The sequence below is a fragment of the Rhodobium orientis genome (genome assembly GCF_003258835.1).
Classification (GTDB): Bacteria; Pseudomonadota; Alphaproteobacteria; order Rhizobiales; family Rhodobiaceae; genus Rhodobium; species Rhodobium orientis.
In genome coordinates, this window is the sequence record NZ_NPEV01000013.1 from 1 (window position 1) to 18,405 (window position 18,405).

Annotated in this window: 16 protein-coding genes; 6 read left to right on the top strand and 10 right to left on the bottom strand. The window is 66.3% G+C overall.

Translation table 11 applies throughout. From position 1 onward, the window contains the following. Window positions 1-109: 109 nt before the first annotated feature. Window positions 110-982, top strand: a complete 873-nt coding sequence (locus CH339_RS08275) for a YicC/YloC family endoribonuclease (RefSeq protein ID WP_306461170.1) — start codon at window positions 110-112, stop codon at window positions 980-982. A 23-nt stretch (window positions 983-1,005) separates the two neighbouring features. Continuing rightward, complete coding sequence (gmk, locus tag CH339_RS08280; RefSeq protein ID WP_244668957.1) at window positions 1,006-1,656, top strand: guanylate kinase; 651 nt, start codon at window positions 1,006-1,008, stop codon at window positions 1,654-1,656. 162 nt (window positions 1,657-1,818) lie between these two features. Here gmk and CH339_RS08285 read toward each other — a convergent pair whose 3' ends face one another. The 7 genes from CH339_RS08285 to lptF form a co-directional block, all read right to left on the bottom strand. Further along, window positions 1,819-2,871: an alcohol dehydrogenase catalytic domain-containing protein gene (locus CH339_RS08285; RefSeq protein WP_111433881.1), complete on the bottom strand. Its 1,053-nt coding sequence runs from the start codon at window positions 2,869-2,871 to the stop codon at window positions 1,819-1,821. Window positions 2,872-2,899: 28 nt separating this feature from the next. After that, on the bottom strand, window positions 2,900-3,769 hold the full coding sequence (gene rsmA, locus CH339_RS08290) for a 16S rRNA (adenine(1518)-N(6)/adenine(1519)-N(6))-dimethyltransferase RsmA (protein ID WP_111433882.1): 870 nt from the start codon (window positions 3,767-3,769) through the stop codon (window positions 2,900-2,902). Then, the gene (gene pdxA / locus CH339_RS08295) at window positions 3,769-4,806 is read right to left on the bottom strand and encodes a 4-hydroxythreonine-4-phosphate dehydrogenase PdxA (protein WP_244668956.1); all 1,038 of its coding nucleotides are present in this window, start codon (window positions 4,804-4,806) and stop codon (window positions 3,769-3,771) included. The genes rsmA and pdxA overlap by 1 nt, the downstream gene beginning before the upstream one ends. 3 nt (window positions 4,807-4,809) lie before the next feature. Next, the gene (locus CH339_RS08300; RefSeq protein ID WP_170138445.1) at window positions 4,810-5,766 is read right to left on the bottom strand and encodes a SurA N-terminal domain-containing protein; all 957 of its coding nucleotides are present in this window, start codon (window positions 5,764-5,766) and stop codon (window positions 4,810-4,812) included. Between the two features lie 120 nt (window positions 5,767-5,886). Continuing rightward, window positions 5,887-8,349, bottom strand: coding sequence for an LPS-assembly protein LptD (locus CH339_RS08305; RefSeq protein WP_146610140.1), 2,463 nt, complete (start codon window positions 8,347-8,349; stop codon window positions 5,887-5,889). After that, on the bottom strand, window positions 8,346-9,443 hold the full coding sequence (gene lptG, locus CH339_RS08310) for an LPS export ABC transporter permease LptG (RefSeq protein WP_306461171.1): 1,098 nt from the start codon (window positions 9,441-9,443) through the stop codon (window positions 8,346-8,348). The genes CH339_RS08305 and lptG overlap by 4 nt, the downstream gene beginning before the upstream one ends. A 5-nt stretch (window positions 9,444-9,448) precedes the next feature. Continuing rightward, window positions 9,449-10,630: an LPS export ABC transporter permease LptF gene (gene lptF, locus CH339_RS08315; protein ID WP_111433885.1), complete on the bottom strand. Its 1,182-nt coding sequence runs from the start codon at window positions 10,628-10,630 to the stop codon at window positions 9,449-9,451. A gap of 391 nt (window positions 10,631-11,021) precedes the next feature. Here lptF and CH339_RS08320 point away from each other — a divergent pair, with 391 nt between their 5' ends. Genes CH339_RS08320 through CH339_RS08330 form a run of 3 tightly spaced genes read left to right on the top strand, consistent with a single transcriptional unit; the run spans window position 11,022 to window position 13,679 of the window. Next, entirely contained in the window at window positions 11,022-12,521 is a 1,500-nt protein-coding gene (locus CH339_RS08320) for a leucyl aminopeptidase (protein ID WP_111433947.1), read from the top strand. 19 nt (window positions 12,522-12,540) lie between these two features. Next, window positions 12,541-12,990, top strand: a complete 450-nt coding sequence (locus CH339_RS08325) for a DNA polymerase III subunit chi (protein ID WP_111433886.1) — start codon at window positions 12,541-12,543, stop codon at window positions 12,988-12,990. Continuing rightward, on the top strand, window positions 12,987-13,679 hold the full coding sequence (locus CH339_RS08330; protein WP_111433887.1) for a class I SAM-dependent methyltransferase: 693 nt from the start codon (window positions 12,987-12,989) through the stop codon (window positions 13,677-13,679). Before CH339_RS08325 ends, CH339_RS08330 begins: the two co-directional genes overlap by 4 nt. 299 nt (window positions 13,680-13,978) lie before the next feature. Here CH339_RS08330 and CH339_RS08335 read toward each other — a convergent pair whose 3' ends face one another. Beyond that, on the bottom strand, window positions 13,979-15,880 hold the full coding sequence (locus CH339_RS08335) for an ABC-F family ATP-binding cassette domain-containing protein (RefSeq protein ID WP_111433888.1): 1,902 nt from the start codon (window positions 15,878-15,880) through the stop codon (window positions 13,979-13,981). 70 nt (window positions 15,881-15,950) lie between these two features. Next, on the bottom strand, window positions 15,951-16,460 hold the full coding sequence (locus tag CH339_RS08340) for a DinB family protein (RefSeq protein WP_111433889.1): 510 nt from the start codon (window positions 16,458-16,460) through the stop codon (window positions 15,951-15,953). Between the two features lie 257 nt (window positions 16,461-16,717). Between CH339_RS08340 and ndk the strand changes: the two genes are divergently transcribed. Then, complete coding sequence (ndk, locus tag CH339_RS08345) at window positions 16,718-17,140, top strand: nucleoside-diphosphate kinase (RefSeq protein ID WP_111433890.1); 423 nt, start codon at window positions 16,718-16,720, stop codon at window positions 17,138-17,140. Window positions 17,141-17,219: 79 nt separating this feature from the next. Here ndk and CH339_RS08350 read toward each other — a convergent pair whose 3' ends face one another. Next, a complete protein-coding gene (locus CH339_RS08350) occupies window positions 17,220-18,236 on the bottom strand; it encodes a TerC/Alx family metal homeostasis membrane protein (RefSeq protein ID WP_111433891.1) in 1,017 nt (338 codons plus the stop codon). Window positions 18,237-18,405 lie beyond the last annotated feature (169 nt).

The window sequence follows — 18,405 nt, forward strand, 5'->3', positions numbered from 1 at the left end:
TCGAGATCGATGGGACGGTCCGTCACGGCATCACTCCTCCCACGGCACCTTTTCGCACCGCGACGAAGAAGGGCGGCCGCGGCCGCAATACCCAATGGCGCTTGCCAGCATGACCGGGTTCTCCCGGGTCGACGGAACCCATGCCGATGCCCGCTGGACGTGGGAGCTGCGCTCGGTCAACGGCAAGGGCCTCGATGTGCGCCTGCGCGTTCCGCATGGCCGGGAGAGCGTCGATCCCGCGGTCCGGGCCCTTGCGCGTGAGCACCTGACCCGCGGCAATCTCAATGCCACCCTGTCGATCACCCACGACACGCCGCGCACCACCATCCAGCTCAACGAAGAGGTGCTGGAGGACGTGCTGAAGATTGCGACAGCGGTTGCCGGGCGCATCGACGCGACGGCGCCGAGTGTCGACGGCCTGCTTGGCCTGCGCGGCGTGCTGGAATTCACCGAAAACGAGGAAACCGAGGAGCAAAGGGCGGCCTTCGATGCCGCGCTTGTCGCCGGTTTCGAACGGGCGCTGACGGATCTGGTCGCGGCCCGTGCCGACGAGGGCCGGGCGCTTGCCGAGATCGCCGGACGCCAGATCGACGAGATCGAACGGCTGACGGCGGCGGCCGAAGCCTGCCCGGAACGCAGCCTGGAGGCGATCCGCAAGCGCATCGCCGAACAGGTCGCAACGCTCACCGAGGCCTCCGGCGAACTCGATCCCCAGCGCCTGCACCAGGAAGCGGTGTTCATCGCCAACAAGGCCGACATCCGCGAGGAGCTCGACCGGCTGACCGCCCATGTGGCGGCGGCCCGCGCGCTTCTCGCCGACGGCAAGGTGGTCGGCCGCAAGCTCGACTTCCTGGCCCAGGAATTCAACCGCGAGGTCAACACGCTCTGCTCCAAGTCGAACTCGGTGGAGCTGACCACCATCGGCCTCGACCTGAAGGCGGTCGTCGACCAGTTGCGCGAGCAGATCCAGAACATCGAATAGGCGGCAAGGCGGCGGGGGCATCCATGGGAACGACGACCACTATCGAGCGCCGCGGGGTCATGCTGGTGCTCTCTTCGCCGTCGGGCGCCGGGAAGTCGTCGATCGCCCGCTCGCTGTTGTCGCCCGGAAAGGACGCCGGGGCACCCGAGGTGACTCTCTCGGTCTCGGTGACGACGCGCCCGCGCCGCGGCAGCGAGGTCGACGGCGTCCACTACCGGTTCCTGTCGGAGCGCGACTTCGCGGTCATGCGCGAGCGCGACGAGTTGCTGGAATGGGCGGAGGTGCACGGCAATTTCTACGGCACGCCGCGCGGTCCGGTGGAGGAGGCGCTGGCCGCCGGCCGCGATGTCCTCTTCGACATCGACTGGCAGGGCACCCTGCAACTTTACGAGAAGGCGCGCGAAGACATCGTCAGCGTCTTCATCCTGCCGCCGTCGATGGCCGAGCTGAAATCGCGGCTGGAGCGGCGGGCCGAGGACAGCCCGGACGTCATCGAGCGGCGCCTCGCCAATGCCCGCACCGAGATCGCCCACTGGCAGGAATACGACTACGTCATCGTCAACGACGACCTGAACCGTGCGCTCGCCGACGTCCGCGCGATCCTCGCCGCCGGCCGCCTGAAGCGCGAGCGCCGGCCGGGGTTAGAGGCTTTTGTAAGGACGCTGGTGGAGTAGGTTTTTCGCTCGCTGACCGTGTTGTCATCGTTTGCCGTCATTGCGAGCGGGCGAAGCGAGCGCGGCAATCCAGGGCGGCACGCTCTGAGCAAGTCGCTCTGGATCGCCGCGTCGGCCTAACGGTCTCCTCGCGATGACAACATGATCTTCGGAGACTGACCGCTACTCTCCGACCGTCAACACCAGCCGCCCCGATACCTGTCCGGCCCGCAACTCGTCCAGACACGCGTTCGCATCGGATAGATCGCGCAAGGTCACCGGAATTCCCGCCACCTGGCCGCCGCGCACCAGGTCGAGCATGCGCCGTGCCTGGTCGAGGGTGCCGGCATAGGAGCCGGCGATGGTGATGGCGCGCAAGGGGAACATCGGGATCGGCAGCGAGAACGAGCCGCCGATGAGCCCGGCAACCACCACCGTGCCGCCCTTCTGGACGACGCTCTGGGCGAAATTGAGCGAGCCTTCCGCGCCGGCGAAATCGACCGCGCCATAGACACCGCCGGTCGCCTTGAGGAACGCCTTGCGGGCATCGGGCGCGGCCGGATCGAAGGCCGCTGCGGCCCCGGCGTCCATCGCCGCGGCGCGTTTGGCCGGATCGATGTCGGCGACATAGGGCGCCGTGCCGTAGAGTGCGCGGGCGAAGGAAAGCCCCATCATGCCGACGCCACCAAGGCCGACGATGAGGAGGGGACCCCGCGCGGCCTCGCGGCCGAGCCGCTCCATTGCGGAAAATGCGGTCAATCCGGAGCACATATAGGTGCCGGCGATTTCTGGCGGGATGCCGTCGGCGTCGAGCAGGTAGCGCGGATGCGGCACGACCACATGGGTGGCGTAGCCGCCGTCGACCTGGATGCCGATCTGCTGCGGGCGGTCGCAGATGTGTTCTTCGCCGGCGCGGCAGGCCGGACAGTCGTTGCAGCCGATGAAGGGATAGATGACGTAATGGTCGCCGATCGAAACGCCCTCCACCTCCGGTCCGATAGCAGCAACCGATCCCTCGATTTCGTGGCCGAGGGTGAAGGGCAGGGCGCGCCCGCCCTTGACGTCGAGCGTCCGGCCGTTGCCGAGCTCGAAATGGCCTTCATGCAGGTGCAGGTCGGAGTGGCAGACGCCGCAATGGCGGACCGCGACGACGACCTCCGTGCCCTGCGGCTCGGGCATCGCCGCGTCGGTCTCTTCCAGCGGCCGGCCGTAGTCGATCATGGATTGGCGTTTCATTCCCTCTGAGCCCCGTTGTTTTTTCCGGTTATGGACTTGGCGTATTGAGCGCGACCGATCCCTTCTTTTCAAGGGTCCTTGCAAGGTCGATGAAGCCGGCAACGGAAATGTCCTCCGCCCGCGCGGTCGGATCGAGTCCGGCAGCGGCGATCAGGTCTGCGGCGTCGGGCGCCAGGGACTTGAGGCTGGAGCGCAGCATCTTGCGGCGTTGGCCGAAGGCGGCGGCCGTCACCCGTTCCAGGAGCTTCGGCGAGATGTTCGCGGCGTCAGTTCGCGGCACCAGATGGACGACGGAGGAGACGACCTTCGGCGGCGGGGTGAAGGCGCGGGCCGGGATGTCGAAGAGGAGCCGCGCCTCCGTGCGCCAGCCGGCCATGACGGAAAGCCGGCCAAAGGTCCTGCTGCCGGGGGGAGCGACGATGCGCTCGGCGACCTCGCGCTGGAACATCAGCGTCGCGCACCGCCAGAAGGGCGGCCAGGTCTCGTCCTGCAGCCAGCCGATGAGGAGCGGCGTTGCGATATTGTAGGGAAGGTTGGCGACCAGCACCGCCGGCCCGCCCAGATGTGCCTGCCAGTCGACCTTCAGCGCATCCTCGGCGAGCACCTGAAGCCGTCCGGGATAGGCAGAAGCGATGTCGGCGAGCGCCGGCAGGCAGCGCTCGTCGCGCTCCACCGCCAGCACCCGTTTCGCGCCGGCAGCCAGCAGCGCGCGGGTCAGCCCGCCGGGGCCGGGGCCGACTTCCACGGCGGTGACGTCCTCAAGCGGTCCCGCCGCGCGGGCGATCCGCGCCGTCAGGTTGAGATCGAGGAGGAAGTTCTGGCCGAGCGATTTTTTGGCGCCGAGGTCGTGGGTGCGGATGACCTCGCGCAGCGGCGGCAGGTCGTCGATCTGCCCCATCAGGCAGGCGCGCGCGCATCGGCCCGGGCAAGGCGCCCGGCAAGCCTGAGCGACCGCGTCAGGCTGAGGGCACGGGCCTTGCCGGTTCCGGCAATGTCGAAGGCGGTGCCGTGGTCCGGCGAGGTGCGCACGAAGGGCAGCCCGAGAGTGACGTTGACGGTCTCGTCGAAGGCGATGGTCTTGACCGGGATCAGCGCCTGGTCGTGGTACATCGCCAGCACGGCGTCATAGCTGCGCCGGGCTTCCGGATGGAACAGGGTGTCGGCGGACAGCGGCCCGACGGCATTGATGCGCTTCCTGATCAGGTTGGCGATCGCCGGGGCGATGATATCCGCCTCCTCGGTGCCGATCGAGCCGGATTCGCCCGCATGGGGGTTGAGGCCGGCGACAGCGATCCGCGGCGCGGCGATGGAAAAGCGGCGGATCAGCTCGTTGGCGACCTTTTCGCCGATATCGGTGATCAGCTTCGTCGTCAGAACCTCCGGCACCCTGGCGAGCGGAACGTGGACGGTGATCGGCACGGTCCGCAGCTCCGGCCCGGCCAGCATCATCACCGGGCTCCACGGCCCGCCGTCCCAGATATCGGCGAGCACGCCGAGGAACTCGGTATGTCCGGGATGGATGAAGCCGGCGTCGTAAAGGGTCTTCTTGTGGATCGGGTTGGTGACGACGGCGCTGGCAAGCCCGGCCCGGCAATCCTTGACCGCCCGTTCGATGCCCTCGATGACGGCGGGCGCATCGGCCGGATCGGGCGCGCCCGGTTCCGCCTTCACCGGTGCCTCCAGCGGCACCACGGGCAGGGCCTCGTTGAACACCATGGCGGCGTCCTCGGGCCTGGTTTCGCGCACCGGGACGTCGAGGCCGAGCCTGTCGGCGCGGCGGCGGATCGCGTCGAAGCCGGCCAGCAGGTAGAACGGCGGCACGGCGCGCTGGCGGCGGGCGGCCCAGGCCATCAGCGTGATGTCGAGGCCGACGCCGGCCGGCTCGCCCATGGTCAGGGCAAGCGGTGGCATGGCGGCGTCAAAGGTCGTGGTCATGGCCTATTTTTCGATAATGACGGCGTTGTTGCGCAATTCGCGAATATATCGCCGGGCAAGTAGGTCGCTTTCCTCGTCCTTGAGCTTGTCCTCGATCAGGCTGCGCTCGGCGGCATTGCTCTTCAGTTCCTTGCGGTCGCACACGGCGATCATTTCGTAGCCCGAGCCGATCTCCTGGGGCTTGCTGAGCCGGCCGACATCGGTTTCGTTCAGCCGCTCGCGCTGTTCGCCGCGGATGTCGCTTTCGAGCCGGATGCCGATGCGCTTGACGACGATGTCCTTCTTGCCGCGCAACCCGGCGAGATCGCTGGAGCAGGAGCGGAAGCTCGCCCGCGTGCTGTTGGCGGCGCGCTGCTGCTGGGCCTTGAACCCGTTGGAGGCGTTCGACGGCACCACGTAGATGACCTGATAGAGGTCGTACTCGTAGGTGATCTCGCGAACCTCGTCCGGCTTCTTTTCTTTCAGGGCGCTGATGATTTCCTGCTCGGGGATGTTGACGGCGGAGCGGGCGCGGCCCTGCACGAGCTGGCCCCAGCCGATCTGGGCCTTGAGGCGCGTCTTCAGCGTCTTCGGCGTGATGCCGGAGCGGCGCAGTGCGGCGGTGAGCTGCTTCGGCGACAGCTTGACGCCCCGGCCGATCGAGGCATAGGCCGCCTCGACCCGCTCGTCGTCGACGTCGTAGCCGCGGCGCTTGGCTTCCTGAAGCTGCAGGGCCTCGTCGATCAGCTCTTCCCTGGCGAGGGCTCGCGCGGTGCCGAGGCTCTTGCGGGTGATGAGCCTGAGCAGGCGGGCACGCTGCTCGATCTGGTGGCTGGTGATGACGGTGTCGTTGACGATCACGCGGATCGTCGACTGCGCAACCGCGGCGATGGGGCCGGCGAAAACGGCGACGGATGCCAGAACCATTGCGGCGATCGTCACGGTTCCGAGCGAACGAATGCCCGGAAAACGGGTCGTCATGGGTTCGGTTCCTCCGAAAATGCTCATTCTCGTTCTTTTCCTAGTAGGTCTTTTAGGCAGGACAAGGGCGAAAAAGCCCTGGAATCCGGCCCGACGCCACCGCCTGGCGCCGTGCGGCGGTCAGTCCAGCTTGTCGGTGCTGACCTGGCCGTCGCCGATGGTCCGCAGCCCGAACCGGAAGAAGATCGTCCGGTCGACCGAATCCCCGTCGAAGCGGCTGCGGTCCTGGGCGTAGGCAAGCGACATGGAAAAGCCCTCGTCGTCATAGGCAATGCCGGCGCCGTCGCTGACCACGTCCCTGTCGTTCAGATCATAGCGCACCGCACCGAACAGGCGCCAGTTTTCGGCGATCCTGAGGTTGGTCGCGTTTTGTATTTCCTCGCGGTCGTCGAGGATGCCCGACTCGGGCTGCTGGCGCAGATAGGCATAGGTGACCGTGCTGACCACCGGACCGGCAAAGGCCGTCGCCTGCAGTTCCGTGCGGGCCGGATCGAAATCGTCCTTGTCGAAACGGCCACGGGCACCGAGGAGCAGGCCGCGCGACGTGTCGAGATAGATGCGGCCCACATAGTCCGACTGGTCGCCCTGCAGACCCGATTCGATGCCGGTGTTGAGGATGTCCGGCGCGGCGTAGGAATTGCGGCCGGCGAGATGGAACGACTGGCCGGCCAGCATGGAGATATAGCCGCCGCCCTTGGCGTGGATGTTGTACTCCAGCCCGACATTGGCCCGGGTACCGCCCTCGGTCCGGTCAAAGCCGGAGAACTTGTCGCGGTCGAACAGGGTGGTGTCGTCGAAGACGAGGCTCTGGGCGTCCTCGTTCGGCAGTTTGCCGATGCTGGTCTCATCCGGCCGGGAGACGACCTGGGCCCGCGGGCTGATCACCTGGTTGCCCCAGTCGCTGCTGATCAGGAACGGCCAGCGATAGTCGAGGCCGACTGCCGGCATGGCGCGGAACACGGCGTCGTCGTTGCTGAACGGCTCGACCGCCGGATTGGTCAACGCCGTCGCCCTGGTCTGCCGGCGCACGTTGTGGTCGGCATTCGACAGGTTGAACATGTCGCCCTGGAAGGCGATGAACGGGGTCACCACGTGGCCCATGGTCGGCTCAATGATCTCGCGCCGCCATTCGGCCTCCACCGTCGTGCGGGTGAAGGTGCCGGAAACGCCGCGGAACCGGGTGAGACGCCCGCCCGACTTCCTTAGCACCGTATAGGCGTCCGTGGTGTCGCGGGTCAGGCTCGTCAGGTTGGCGCCGAGCTTCAACTCGCCGCCGGCCACCGGCTTGCCGAACACGGTCGAATAGTCGAGCACCGGATGGACCACCGGCTGCTTGTCCTGCAGGTCGCGCCAGGGCGGCGAGAAGGCCGGCGGATTTAGCCTGAGGCGGCCGTCGCGGCCTGTGCCTTCCTCCTGGAAGACCTGGAATTTGTAGGTGCTGAGGTCGAAATAGGAACGCCCGCCGATACCGCGCAGATAGAGCGAGGAAACCGCCTCGTCATCGTTCTTGTTGTCCCGGCTGTAGTCTTTGATGAAGCCGCGGTCGGTGACGGCGGTGACGTCCCAGCCCCATTTCCAGCGCGGATTGATATGGAATTCGCCCAAGGTGCGCACCGAGCCGCGGAAGTCCCGGTCGCCGCTGGTGCCGGAAAAGGCGCCCGGATCGCGCTGGCGGATGCCCGCCGCATTGACGGAATACTGGCCGTTGAGGGTGCGGTGCCGCCATTCGCCCTGGACGAACAGGCCCTGGCGCCACAGCGGGGTGGCGGCAAAGGTCACGTCCATATTGGGCGCGATCACATAATGGTACGGGATGGTGACGCCGAAGCCGAGTTCGTCGGAATGGACGTAGCTCGGCACCAGGAGGCCGCTCTTTTGCTTCACCGACGGATCGGGATGCGACAGGAACGGCAGATAGGCGATCGGGGTGCCCCAGAATTCCAGCCGGGCCCCCTCGTAGTAGACCATCTGCTCCGACTGCTTGTGGACGATCTTCTTGGCCTTGATCCGCCACAGCGGCGGCTTGCCGTCCTTGCCGACGCATTCCGGATAGGCAGTGTAGATGCCGTCCTCGAAGACCGTCGTCTCGCCTTCGCTGCGGGTCGCCTTTTCGGCGGCAAAGCAGGTGCGCTCGATGGTGCGCACGCGCAGCGAACTGATGAAGCCGTCGCGGAAATTGTCGCTGAGGTTGATGGTCTCAGCCTCGATGATGTTGCCGGTCGGCTCGACGAGACGGGCGCCTTCTTCGGCGATCAGCCGGTTGGTCTTGCGGTCGAGGGTGACGCGACCGGCTTCCAGCGTGAAGCCGCGATAGTAGATCTGGACGTTGCCGACGGCGCTGACCCGGTCGTTGTCGAAGTCGTAGACCAGTTGATCGGCCTCCACCAGCATGTCGCTGGCGACCTCGGCATCGGACGGCTTGTCGATGAACTCCTGGATCGTCGAGACCTGGGCAAGGGTCGCCGAGACGGTGAGGGCGGCGGCGGAGAAGAGGGCCACGGAGGCGAGCAAAAGGGTTCGCAGGCGCGTGATGCGCGCTCCCGCGGTGCCCGTTGCGCCGTGTCCGGATGCCCTAGTGATCAACCGTCCTCCCGATACAGCAACACAGTAAAACCCAACAAGGTGGCGATCATTCCCGGCGTCCACGCGGCAACGCTCGGCGGCACGATTCCCGCACCGCCGAGGCCCTTGGCGAATTCCGTCACCACATAAAGCACGAAGCCCGCAACGATTCCACCCAGAATCAGGCGTCCAACTCCCCCCGCCCGGGTGAAGCCAAGGGACACCGTGGCGGCCACCAGAACCATTGCGACAAGAAGCAGCGGCCTGGCGAGAAGCATTTGATATTGCAACCGATATTGATATGCGGGCAGGCCCGCATTCTGGGCGAGGCGGATGAAGGCGGGCAGTTCCCAAACGGAGATCGTGTCAGGCTTGGTGAGGCTCTGGCGGACCTGCGCCGGGTCGAGATAGGTCGACAGGATGTAGGACTCGAAGCTGACCGGGTCGGCATCGAGCCGGTGGACGGTCGCATCCTTCATTTCCCAGCGGCCTTCGCCCAGAAAGGCGTCCTTGGCGTCGATGCGCTGCAGATAGTGGCCCTGGTCGTTGAAGGTGTAGACCGTGACGCCGACCAGATGGGCGCCCTGGTCGAGGGCGTATTCGGCGTGCAGCACCGATTCGCCGTCGGTCCCGCTCTGGCGCAGCCAGACCGCGCCAGTGGTCTGCAGCACCACCCGCTGCTCGTTGCCGAACAGGAGGATGCCGATCTCGTCGGAGCGTTCCTTCAGCATCGCCGAGATCGGGTTGAAGACGGCGACGCTGAAAAGGCCGATGACCAGCACGGTGATCAGCGCCGGTGCGATGAACTGCCACACGGAGATGCCGGCGGCCCGCGAGATCACCAGTTCCAGGCGGCGCGACAGCCCGACGAAGGCGGCGATCGCGCCGAACAGCGTCGCAAACGGGATCGCCTGTTCGACGAGGGAGGGCACACGGAAGGCCGACATGGCGAGGGCCCGCCACAGGGTGAAGGCCTCCTTGTCGGCGGTCCGGCGCACGACCTCCAGGAAGTCGGCCATGAAGATCAACAGCGTGACCAACAGGAACAGGCCGAGGATCCACTTGGCGAACCGCAGGGAAAAGTAGCGCAGCAGCGTCGGGCCGACCATCATCATCGCCGTCACCCCCGCGCCGATGTGCTGGGGGAGAAGCGCCGCGCGGCACGGCTCGCGAGATCGTAGAGGCGATCGCCGAGCCGGGTCACCGCACGCGGCATGGACGGGCGGGTCTCCGTGGCGATGAAGACATAGGCGATGGCGGCCGCAGTGATCGGCACCAGATAGGGGAACGGAACCGCCAGCGGTGAGCGCACCGCGAGATTGGTGCAGAAGAAACCGAGCAGGCGAATGACGAGGCAGACGGTCAGGACGATAGCGATGCCGACGCCGCGGCTTTGGCGCGTGGTCCGGGCCTCGCCGAGGAACAGGAAGGCGACCAGGGCGAAGGCGATCGGATAGAACGGCTGGGAGAGGCGGTCGTGCAGGTCGCTGCGCATCCGGCCGATATTCTTGGCCACATAGGCATCGCTCTCGTCGGGCGCAATCAGTTCCGACAGCGGCCGCTCGCTCGCCTTGTAGACCGGGTCCCGGTCCTGCGCCGTCAGGTTGGTGAGGTCGAAACCGTAGGCCTCGAACTCGACGACGGACAGGTCGCCGTCGGCGGTGCGGCGCTGGATGGTGCCGTCGTTCATGACGATCACCGTGCGCCCGAACGCTTCCAGGATCTGGCCGCGCTCCGCCAGATAGGTGAAGGCCTCGTTGGCCTCGCGCCGGTCGTCGAGCAACAGGCCCTTCAGGGAGCCGTCGCCGAGCCGGTCGCGGATGTGGAAGGTGAGGCCGTCCTCGATCTCGATGAATCGGCCCGGCTTGATGATGTTGGCGACGAGATCTGCCCGCACCAGCGTCAGTTCGGTGCGCAGCAATCTCATCCCGGCCGGCGCGATCACTGTGGACAGCGCCGCGGCGGTCAGGCTGACGACGATGGCGAGAATCACGAAGGGCCGCAGCAAGGCGGAGGGCGGCGCGCCGGTGGCGTTGATGACGACCAGTTCGCTGTCGCCGTTCATCTGGTTGAGGACGACGACCATGGCGATGGCGAGCGCGAACGGCATGATCAGCAGCAGCAGCAGGGGCAGGGCGAGCAGGGTGATTTCCAGGAACACCCAAAGGGTCTGTCCCTTGACGGTGACGAGGTTGAACTGGCGCAGCGCCTGAGTCGTCCACACGACGCCGGCGAGCGAGACCGTCGTTCCGATGAAGGCGATCGCCAGCCGCCACAAGACGTAACGCTCAAGTACCCTCATGCACCGTATCCGGATGCCGGCCGTCGCCGGTCCGGAAGCCTTCCCCTTGTTGCCGCATCGCAGCCGGTCTCACCGTCCGCCAGGAATGTTGCCCAAGAATGGCTAATAGGATGCGAAAATGTAAGGTTAATCAGGTCTTTCTGCCGCCGGCCCGGCCGCTTCGGCGCCCCCTGTGGCGTTCCCGCATCGTTTTCGTGGCAAATGCCCGCCGGCGGTGTCCGAAAGCTGCGGGGCAAAAGCCTGCTATTCCCTGTATTCATGCAGCCGGGTTAGGACGGCACCAAGGCCGATTCGTGTCCGCGACTTGCCGTTGGCGCCGCGGCGCGCCATCTTTGCCTCTTCGGGCCGGCGCTCCGCCGTCCACCAACATCCCTCCTTTTTGAGCGATACCATGGCAAAACTCCCCAGCTTCTCCTTTTCCAAAGTGGCCACGCCGAAGGCGGGCGTCACAGTCCTTTTCACCGACGATGCGCTTTCTCTCGGGCCGATCGGCGCCGAACTCGATTCGGCAAGCGGCGGCCAGATCGCCCGCGCCTTCAAGGCGGCGGACTTCAAGGGCAAGGCCCGCAGCAGCCTCGATCTGGTTGCGCCGTCCGGACTTTCCCTCGACCGCATCGTCGTCGTCGGGCTCGGGAAACTGGACGAAGTGCCGGACGAGCAGGACTGGATGAAGCTCGGCGGCGTCATTCTCGCTAAGCTCGCCTCGCTCGGGGCGGAGGCCGTGGATATCCTGGTCGAGGCGCCGGCAGGCAAGGAAATCGCCGCCGATGCGGGTGCCGCCATCGCCGCCGGCATGAAGCTGCGGGCCTACAAGTTCGATGCCTACATGACCAAGAAGGACGACGACGGCGCCAAGCCGCTCTCCAAGGTGTCGGTGCTGGTCGAGGACACCCGCAAGGCCAGGAAGCTCTGGACGGTGCTCGATGCCGTCACCGACGGTACGATCCTCGCCCGCGACCTCGTCAACGAGCCGGCCAATGCGCTCGGTCCGGAGGAATTCGCCAAGCGCGCCAAGAAGCTGGAAAAGCTCGGCGTCGAGGTCGAGATCCTCACCGACAAGGACATGAAGAAGCTGAAGATGGGCGCGCTGCTCGGCGTCGCCCAGGGCTCGGCCCGCCCGGCGCGCATGGCGATCATGCGCTGGAACGGCGGCAAGGCCAAGGACGCGCCGGTCGCCTTCGTCGGCAAGGGCGTCGTCTTCGACACCGGCGGCATTTCCATCAAGCCGGCCGGCGGCATGGAGGACATGAAGGGCGATATGGGCGGCGCTGCCGCCGTTACCGGCCTGATGCACGCCGTTGCCGCGCGCAAGGCCAAGGTCAACGTCGTCGGCATCATCGGCCTCGTCGAGAACATGCCCGACGGCCTTGCCCAGCGGCCGGGCGACATCGTCACCTCCATGTCCGGCCAGACCATCGAGGTCATCAACACCGACGCGGAAGGCCGGCTCGTGCTCGCCGATGCGCTCTGGTACTGCCAGGACCGCTTCAAGCCGCGCTTCATGGTCAACCTGGCAACGCTGACCGGCGCCTGCATTGTCGCCCTCGGTCACGAGCGCGCGGGTCTTTTCTCGAACGACGACGACCTCGCCGCGGCGCTGTCGTCGGCCGGCGAGACCACCGGCGAGAAGCTCTGGCGGATGCCGCTCGGCAAGGAATACGACAAGCTGATCGACACCAAGAACGCCGACATGAAGAACACCGGCGGCCGCTGGGCCGGCTCCATCACGGCGGCGCAGTTCCTGCAGCGCTTCGTCAACGATGTGCCCTGGGCCCATCTCGACGTCGCCGGCACGGCGATGGGTTCGCCCAAGAGCGACATCAGCCAGGGCTGGGCGTCGGGCTTCGGCGTGCGCCTGCTCGACCGCCTGATCGCCGAGAACTACGAATAGGGCAGGGCGCCGGTGGGCCATGACCGAGGTGCTGTTCTACCATCTGGAGCGCCGGGGCCTCGACGAGGTGCTGCCCGGCCTCCTGGAGAAGTGCCTCGAGCGCGGCTGGCGCACCGTGGTGCAGACCGGCTCGCGCGAGCGCTGCGAGGCGCTGAACCAGCGGCTCTGGGACTATCGCGACGACAGTTTCCTGCCGCACGGCACCTCCGGTGACGGCTTCGACGCCGACCAGCCGGTGTTTCTCACGGACCAGGCCGACAATCCGAACGGCGCCACGGTCCGCTTCCTCGTCGACCGGGCCGACCCGCCGGATCTCGGCACCTATGAGCGTGCCGTCTTCGTCTTCGACGGCCGCGATGCGGACGAGCTGGCCGATGCACGCGAACACTGGAAGGCGGCAAAGGCCGCCGGCCTGGACATCACCTACTGGCAACAGTCCGAAAGCGGGCGCTGGGAGAAAAAGGCATGAGCGACGATTTCGAGGCCCGCCGTTCTGCTGCCCGGGACCGGCTGTCCCATGAGGCCCAGGACGGCAGGACGATCGACGAGCGTCACGCATTCTTCGAGGCGGTCTATGAGGGCGCCCACCACGATCCGGCCGCCGTGCCATGGGCCGAATTGCAGCCCAAGCCGGCGCTTGCCGACTGGCTTTCCCGCCTGCCGGAAGGCGAGCGGCAGGGCCGCGCCGTCGACGTCGCCTGCGGCCTCGGCGACAATGCCGTGGCGCTCGCCGATGCCGGCTTTACGACCGTCGGCTTCGATTTCGCCGAGCACGCGATCTCCTGGGCGCGGGAGCGGTTTCCGAAGGCCGGCGTCCACTTCCGGCTCGCCGACCTGTTCAATCCGCCGGCGGAATGGGTCGGCGCCTTCGATCTCGTCCACGAGTGCTACACCATCCAGTCCTTCCAGGACGATTTGCGCCAGGCGGCCTTTTCCGCCGTCGCCGATCTCATCGCCCCCGGCGGCCGGCTGCTGGTGATCGCCCGCACGCGGCCCGAGGACGCGCCACCGGCCGGCCCGCCGGTGCCGCTGACGCCATCGGAACTCGCCCGCTTCGAGGACCTTGGATTGACGCGCGTCTGGTCCGAGGACTATGTCGTCACACGGCCCGACAAGACCATTCCGCACACGATTTCGGAGTATCAAAAAGAGAAATAGAAACAGAATAATAAATTATTTTTCTAATGTGCTAGATTAGTACTCGATGCCGGATGCCGGATGCCGGATGCCGGATGCGGGATGCCGGATGCCGTTAGCGTCCGGGAGTGCCCAGAGGAATGCGGAGTCCGCTGCCGACGCTCGCTGGATCGCCGCGTCGGCCTGACGGCCTCCTCGCGATGACGATGAGTGTCCGAGCGAAGAGGTCACCTCAATCGTCATCGCGAGCGAAAGCGAAGCGATCCAGGGGCAGCCCGCCCGGCGTCGGCGAATGCGGACATGGTACGCGGCAGCAGCCTCTAAACCTCAGCCATCGCCTCTTCGTAGTCCGCCGATTTTTCCAGCCAGGTTTCCTCCGTCGCGGCAAGGCGGGCCGCGGTATCGGAGCGCTCCTTGGCGAGCCGCGCGCCGGCGTCCGGATCGCTGGCGAAAAGGTCGGGGTCGGCGAGGCGGCCGTCCAGGTCGGCGATCTTGGCGTTGAGCTTCTCGATGTCCTTTTCCAGCCGGTCGATGTCCCGCTTCAGGGGCGCCATCTCGGCCCGGCGGGCGGCGGCCGCTTTGCGCTTTTCCTGGCCGGTCAGCCTGTCGCCGTTCGCCTCGGCGCTGCCGTTGGCCTTTGAACTGTCGCCCTTTTCCGGCTTTTTCAGCACCTGGCGGCGATAGTCGGCCATGTCGCCGTCGAAGGCCTTCACCGTCCCGTCGGCGACCAGCCAGAGCCGGTCGGAGGAGGCCTCGATCAGATGCCGGTCGTGGCTGATGATCAGCACGGCGCCGGAATATTCGGCGAGCGCCTGGACAAGGGCCTCGCGGGCATCGACGTCCAGATGGTTGGTCGGCTCGTCGAGCACCAGGAGATGCGGGCCGGAAAAGGTGACGAGCCCGAGCAGGAGCCGCGCCTTCTCGCCGCCGGAAAGGTCACCCGCCGGCGTCTCCATCCGGTCGGTCGGCAGGCCGAAGCGGGCGACCCTTGCGCGCACCTTCGGCTCCGTCGCATCCGGCATCAGCGCGCGCACATGGTCGACGGCCGATTGGCTCGGCACCAGTTCGTCGAGCTGGTGCTGGGCGAAATAGGCAACGTCCAGCTTCGACGCCGTGGTGATGGTGCCGGACTGCTCCTTGAGGCGCCCGGAGATCAGCTTGGCGAAGGTCGACTTGCCGTTGCCGTTGGGGCCCAGCAGCGCGATGCGATCATCGTCGTCGACCCTCAGCGACAGCCCCTTCAGGATCGCCTTGCCCGGCTCGTAGCCGACGGCGACATTCTCCATCGCAATGATCGGCGGCGAAAGCTGCCTGTCCGGGTTCGGAAACTCGAACGGGCGCAGGCTGTCGTCGACCATCGCCGCGATCGGCTCCAGCTTGGCGATCATCTTCAGCCGCGACTGGGCCTGGCGCGCCTTGGAGGCCTTGTAGCGGAAGCGCTCCACGAACGCTTCCATGTGCTTCTTCTGTGCCTCGGCCTTTTCCCGCGCCTTTTCGTTGAGGAGCATCTTTTCCCGGCGCTGGCGCTCGAACTGGTCGTAGCCGCCGCGATAGGAAAAGAGCTTCAGGGTCTCCAGGTGCAGGATGCCGTCGACGGCAGAATTGAGGAGATCCCGGTCGTGGCTGATGAGGAGCACCGTGTGCGGATAGCGCGCGATATAGGCTTCAAGCCAGAGCGTGCCTTCCAGGTCGAGATAGTTGGTCGGCTCGTCGAGGAGCAACAGGTCGGGCGCGGAAAAGAGCGCCGCGGCGAGCGCCACGCGCATGCGCCAGCCGCCGGAGAAATCCGAGCAGGGTCGCTGCTGCGCCGGCTCGTCGAAGCCGAGGCCGGCAAGGATGGTCGCGGTCCGCGCCTCCGCACCGTGGGCGTCGATATCGGCAAGGCGCGTGTGGATGTCGGCGATGCGGTGCGGATCGGTGGCGGTCTCGGCCTCCGCCATCAGCGCCGCGCGCTCGGTGTCGGCGGCGAGCACGAAGTCTATCAGCCGCTGCGGGCCGCCCGGCGCCTCCTGGGCAACGCCGCCGATCCGCGCGCCCTTGCGCAGGACGATCTCGCCGCTCTCCGGCGCGGCGTCGCCGGCAACGAGCCGGAACAGCGTCGTCTTGCCGGTGCCGTTCTTGCCGACGAGGCCGATCTTGGCGCCGTCCGGAATGCGCGCCGAGGCGGCGTCCAGAAGCATCCGGCCGGCGATCCGGTAGGTGAGGTCGGTGATGCGTAACATGGCGAGCTTGGTGACCTATTTCAGGTCCCAAGGCAAGGGCATGGCGGTGGGCAGAAGCGGCAAGGGGCGATCAGCCTTCCTCGGTCGCGGGCGCCTTGTGGAAATGGATGATGTCGATCGGCCGCGGGCTCTTGCCGAACTGGCGCAGGCACAGATGGATCTGCGAGCGGTGGTGCGTCTGGTGGGTGAAGAAATGGGCAACGGCGACCGGGAACGGGCGCGAGGTCACCGACGGCCGGCGCGCGGTGCGGAACAGCAGTTCGCGGTGGATGTCCTCCGGGTCGAGGAGCTGGAAGAAGGCAATGATGCGCTCGTCCAGAACGGCCCGCGCCTCGCGAAGGTCATTGAGGTCCTCGAACAGGATGTCCTCATAGGTCTCCAGCGGCTCGCCCTCGCCGGTGAAGCGGTGCAGCCAGATCGTGTCCGTCGCATAGAGGTGGTTGAGCGTTGCGTGGACCGAGCCGAACACGGCGTTCATGTCGCGGTGGTATTCGTGGTCGGTCAGCGTCGCGCAGTCGTCGAGGAGGCGGGCGTTGGCCCAGCGGCCATATTCCGCGTTCATGAGGAAATAGTCTTTCATCGAGGTCTCTCCGCTGCACGGGCGTTGCGCGTCGCTGATCGTCGGGGAGACAATAGGGGATTGCTCCCGCCGAGGGGAAGGAAAAGGGATAGCGGCTTTACCGGATTGCGTCGATCCGCCGCTCGGTCCCGGCCTCCCGCAAACGGCGTTTCAGCTGCGGGCTTGCGGGAAGCTGGCGCCGTCGCTATACGTCCGGCGACCTTTTTGAAGGCTGACGCCACATTTCCCCATCGAGATTTCAAGGAAAGGATCCGGAGATGGCGATCGAACGCACCTTCTCCATGATCAAGCCGGATGCCACCAAGCGCAACCTCACCGGCAAGATCGTCGACCGTCTGGAGAGCGCGGGCCTGCGCGTCGTCGCGCAGAAGCGCATCTGGATGTCCCGCCGCGAGGCCGAGGGCTTCTATGCGGTCCACAAGGAACGGCCGTTCTTCGACGAGCTGTGCGAGTTCATGAGCTCCGGCCCGACCGTCGTGCAGGTGCTGGAAGGCGAGAACGCCATCGCCAAGAACCGCGAAGTGATGGGCGCCACCAACCCGGCCGAGGCCGCGGAGGGCACCATCCGCAAGGATTTCGCGGAATCGATCGGCGAGAACTCCGTGCACGGCTCCGACGGACCGGATACGGCAAAGGAAGAGATCGCCTACTTCTTCGCCGCGACGGAAGTGGTCGGCTGAAGCAGCGTCTCGCTGTCAGGAATATCGGAACGGGCCGGCCTTTGCGCCGGCCCGTTTTCGTTTGGGCCGGGAGAGGGGACTACTCGTCGCGGACAGGTTGGGTCTTCGGCGCCGGGATTTCACCGCGCTCGCACGCGGCCCTGCCGCGGATGGCCGACAGCGTGAAGGCGCCGCCGAGGATCGCCACGGTGACGATGAGGCAGAGCACCGGGTCGACCTTGCCGATCATATGATCCCAGACGATCTTGCCGCCGATCAGCACCAGGATGGCCGAGAGCGCCGGCTTCAGGTAGCGGCACTTGGCGATCAGCGCATCGACGACGAAGAAGAGGGCGCGCAAGCCCAGGATCGCGAAGATGTTGCTGGTGTAGACGATGAAGACGTCCTGGGAGAGGGCGAGCACGGCCGGGATGGAGTCCACCGCAAAGGCGATATCGGCGCCCTCGATGATGACCAGGGCGAGGAACAGCGGCGTCGCCTTCAGCGCCGTTCCGGAAGCTGATTTCGGATCGGGCTCGCGGGCAAAGAACTTCTTGCCGTGGATGGTTTTGGTCACCGGCAGGTGGCGGATGACGAAGCGCACGACCCGGTTGCGCTCCAGGTCCGGCTCGTCCTCCTCCTGCATGAACAGGAGCTTGATGCCGGTAAAGACGAGGATGGCGGCAAAGATCAGCAGCAGCCAGTCAAAGGAGGCGACCGCCGCCGTGCCGGCAAAGATCATGATCGCCCGGAAGACGATGGCCCCCAGAATGCCCCAGAACAGCACCCGGTGCCGGTGTTCCTGGGGGATCGCGAAATAGGTGAAGATCACCGACATCACGAACACGTTGTCGATGGAAAGGCTCTGCTCGATGATCAACGCGGTGAAGAACAGCGCGCCCGCATCGGTGCCGAATTCCAGCCAGACCCAGATGCCGAAGGCGAAAGCTATGCTACCGTAGAGCCCGACGAGGAGGAGGCTGTCCTTCAGCTTGATGGCGCGGGCCTGGCGGTGCAAATAGCCGAGGTCGAAGATGAGGATCGCCGACACGACCGCAATGAACACCGCCCATTCTCCGGCGGTGACGTTGGCTGCGATCGAGTTGGAGAAATTCATTGCGTCCCGTCGGTTTGGGGTGGCGATTGCCCGGGGCGCGCCAGGAAGGCAGGGCAGCGCGGCGGCGGACACAGGTTCTAGGTTGTTGCGCCGACCCTCCGTTTCAAGCGCATTTGCCATCCATTTTCAATAAATCGCCGTTTCGAAAGACCCTTTGACGCGATATCAC

Coding starts and splice junctions, on each gene's coding strand:
- CH339_RS08320 (WP_111433947.1), top strand. CDS start 11,022: ATGGCAAAACTCCCCAGCTTCTCCTTTTCCAAAGTGGCCACGCCGAAG.
- ndk (WP_111433890.1), top strand. CDS start 16,718: ATGGCGATCGAACGCACCTTCTCCATGATCAAGCCGGATGCCACCAAG.
- CH339_RS08325 (WP_111433886.1), top strand. CDS start 12,541: ATGACCGAGGTGCTGTTCTACCATCTGGAGCGCCGGGGCCTCGACGAG.
- CH339_RS08275 (WP_306461170.1), top strand. CDS start 110: ATGACCGGGTTCTCCCGGGTCGACGGAACCCATGCCGATGCCCGCTGG.
- lptF (WP_111433885.1), bottom strand. CDS start 10,630: ATGAGGGTACTTGAGCGTTACGTCTTGTGGCGGCTGGCGATCGCCTTC.
- CH339_RS08335 (WP_111433888.1), bottom strand. CDS start 15,880: ATGTTACGCATCACCGACCTCACCTACCGGATCGCCGGCCGGATGCTT.
- pdxA (WP_244668956.1), bottom strand. CDS start 4,806: ATGACCACGACCTTTGACGCCGCCATGCCACCGCTTGCCCTGACCATG.
- CH339_RS08285 (WP_111433881.1), bottom strand. CDS start 2,871: ATGAAACGCCAATCCATGATCGACTACGGCCGGCCGCTGGAAGAGACC.
- CH339_RS08340 (WP_111433889.1), bottom strand. CDS start 16,460: ATGAAAGACTATTTCCTCATGAACGCGGAATATGGCCGCTGGGCCAAC.
- CH339_RS08350 (WP_111433891.1), bottom strand. CDS start 18,236: ATGAATTTCTCCAACTCGATCGCAGCCAACGTCACCGCCGGAGAATGG.
- CH339_RS08330 (WP_111433887.1), top strand. CDS start 12,987: ATGAGCGACGATTTCGAGGCCCGCCGTTCTGCTGCCCGGGACCGGCTG.
- lptG (WP_306461171.1), bottom strand. CDS start 9,443: ATGATGATGGTCGGCCCGACGCTGCTGCGCTACTTTTCCCTGCGGTTC.
- rsmA (WP_111433882.1), bottom strand. CDS start 3,769: ATGGGGCAGATCGACGACCTGCCGCCGCTGCGCGAGGTCATCCGCACC.
- CH339_RS08300 (WP_170138445.1), bottom strand. CDS start 5,766: ATGACGACCCGTTTTCCGGGCATTCGTTCGCTCGGAACCGTGACGATC.
- gmk (WP_244668957.1), top strand. CDS start 1,006: ATGGGAACGACGACCACTATCGAGCGCCGCGGGGTCATGCTGGTGCTC.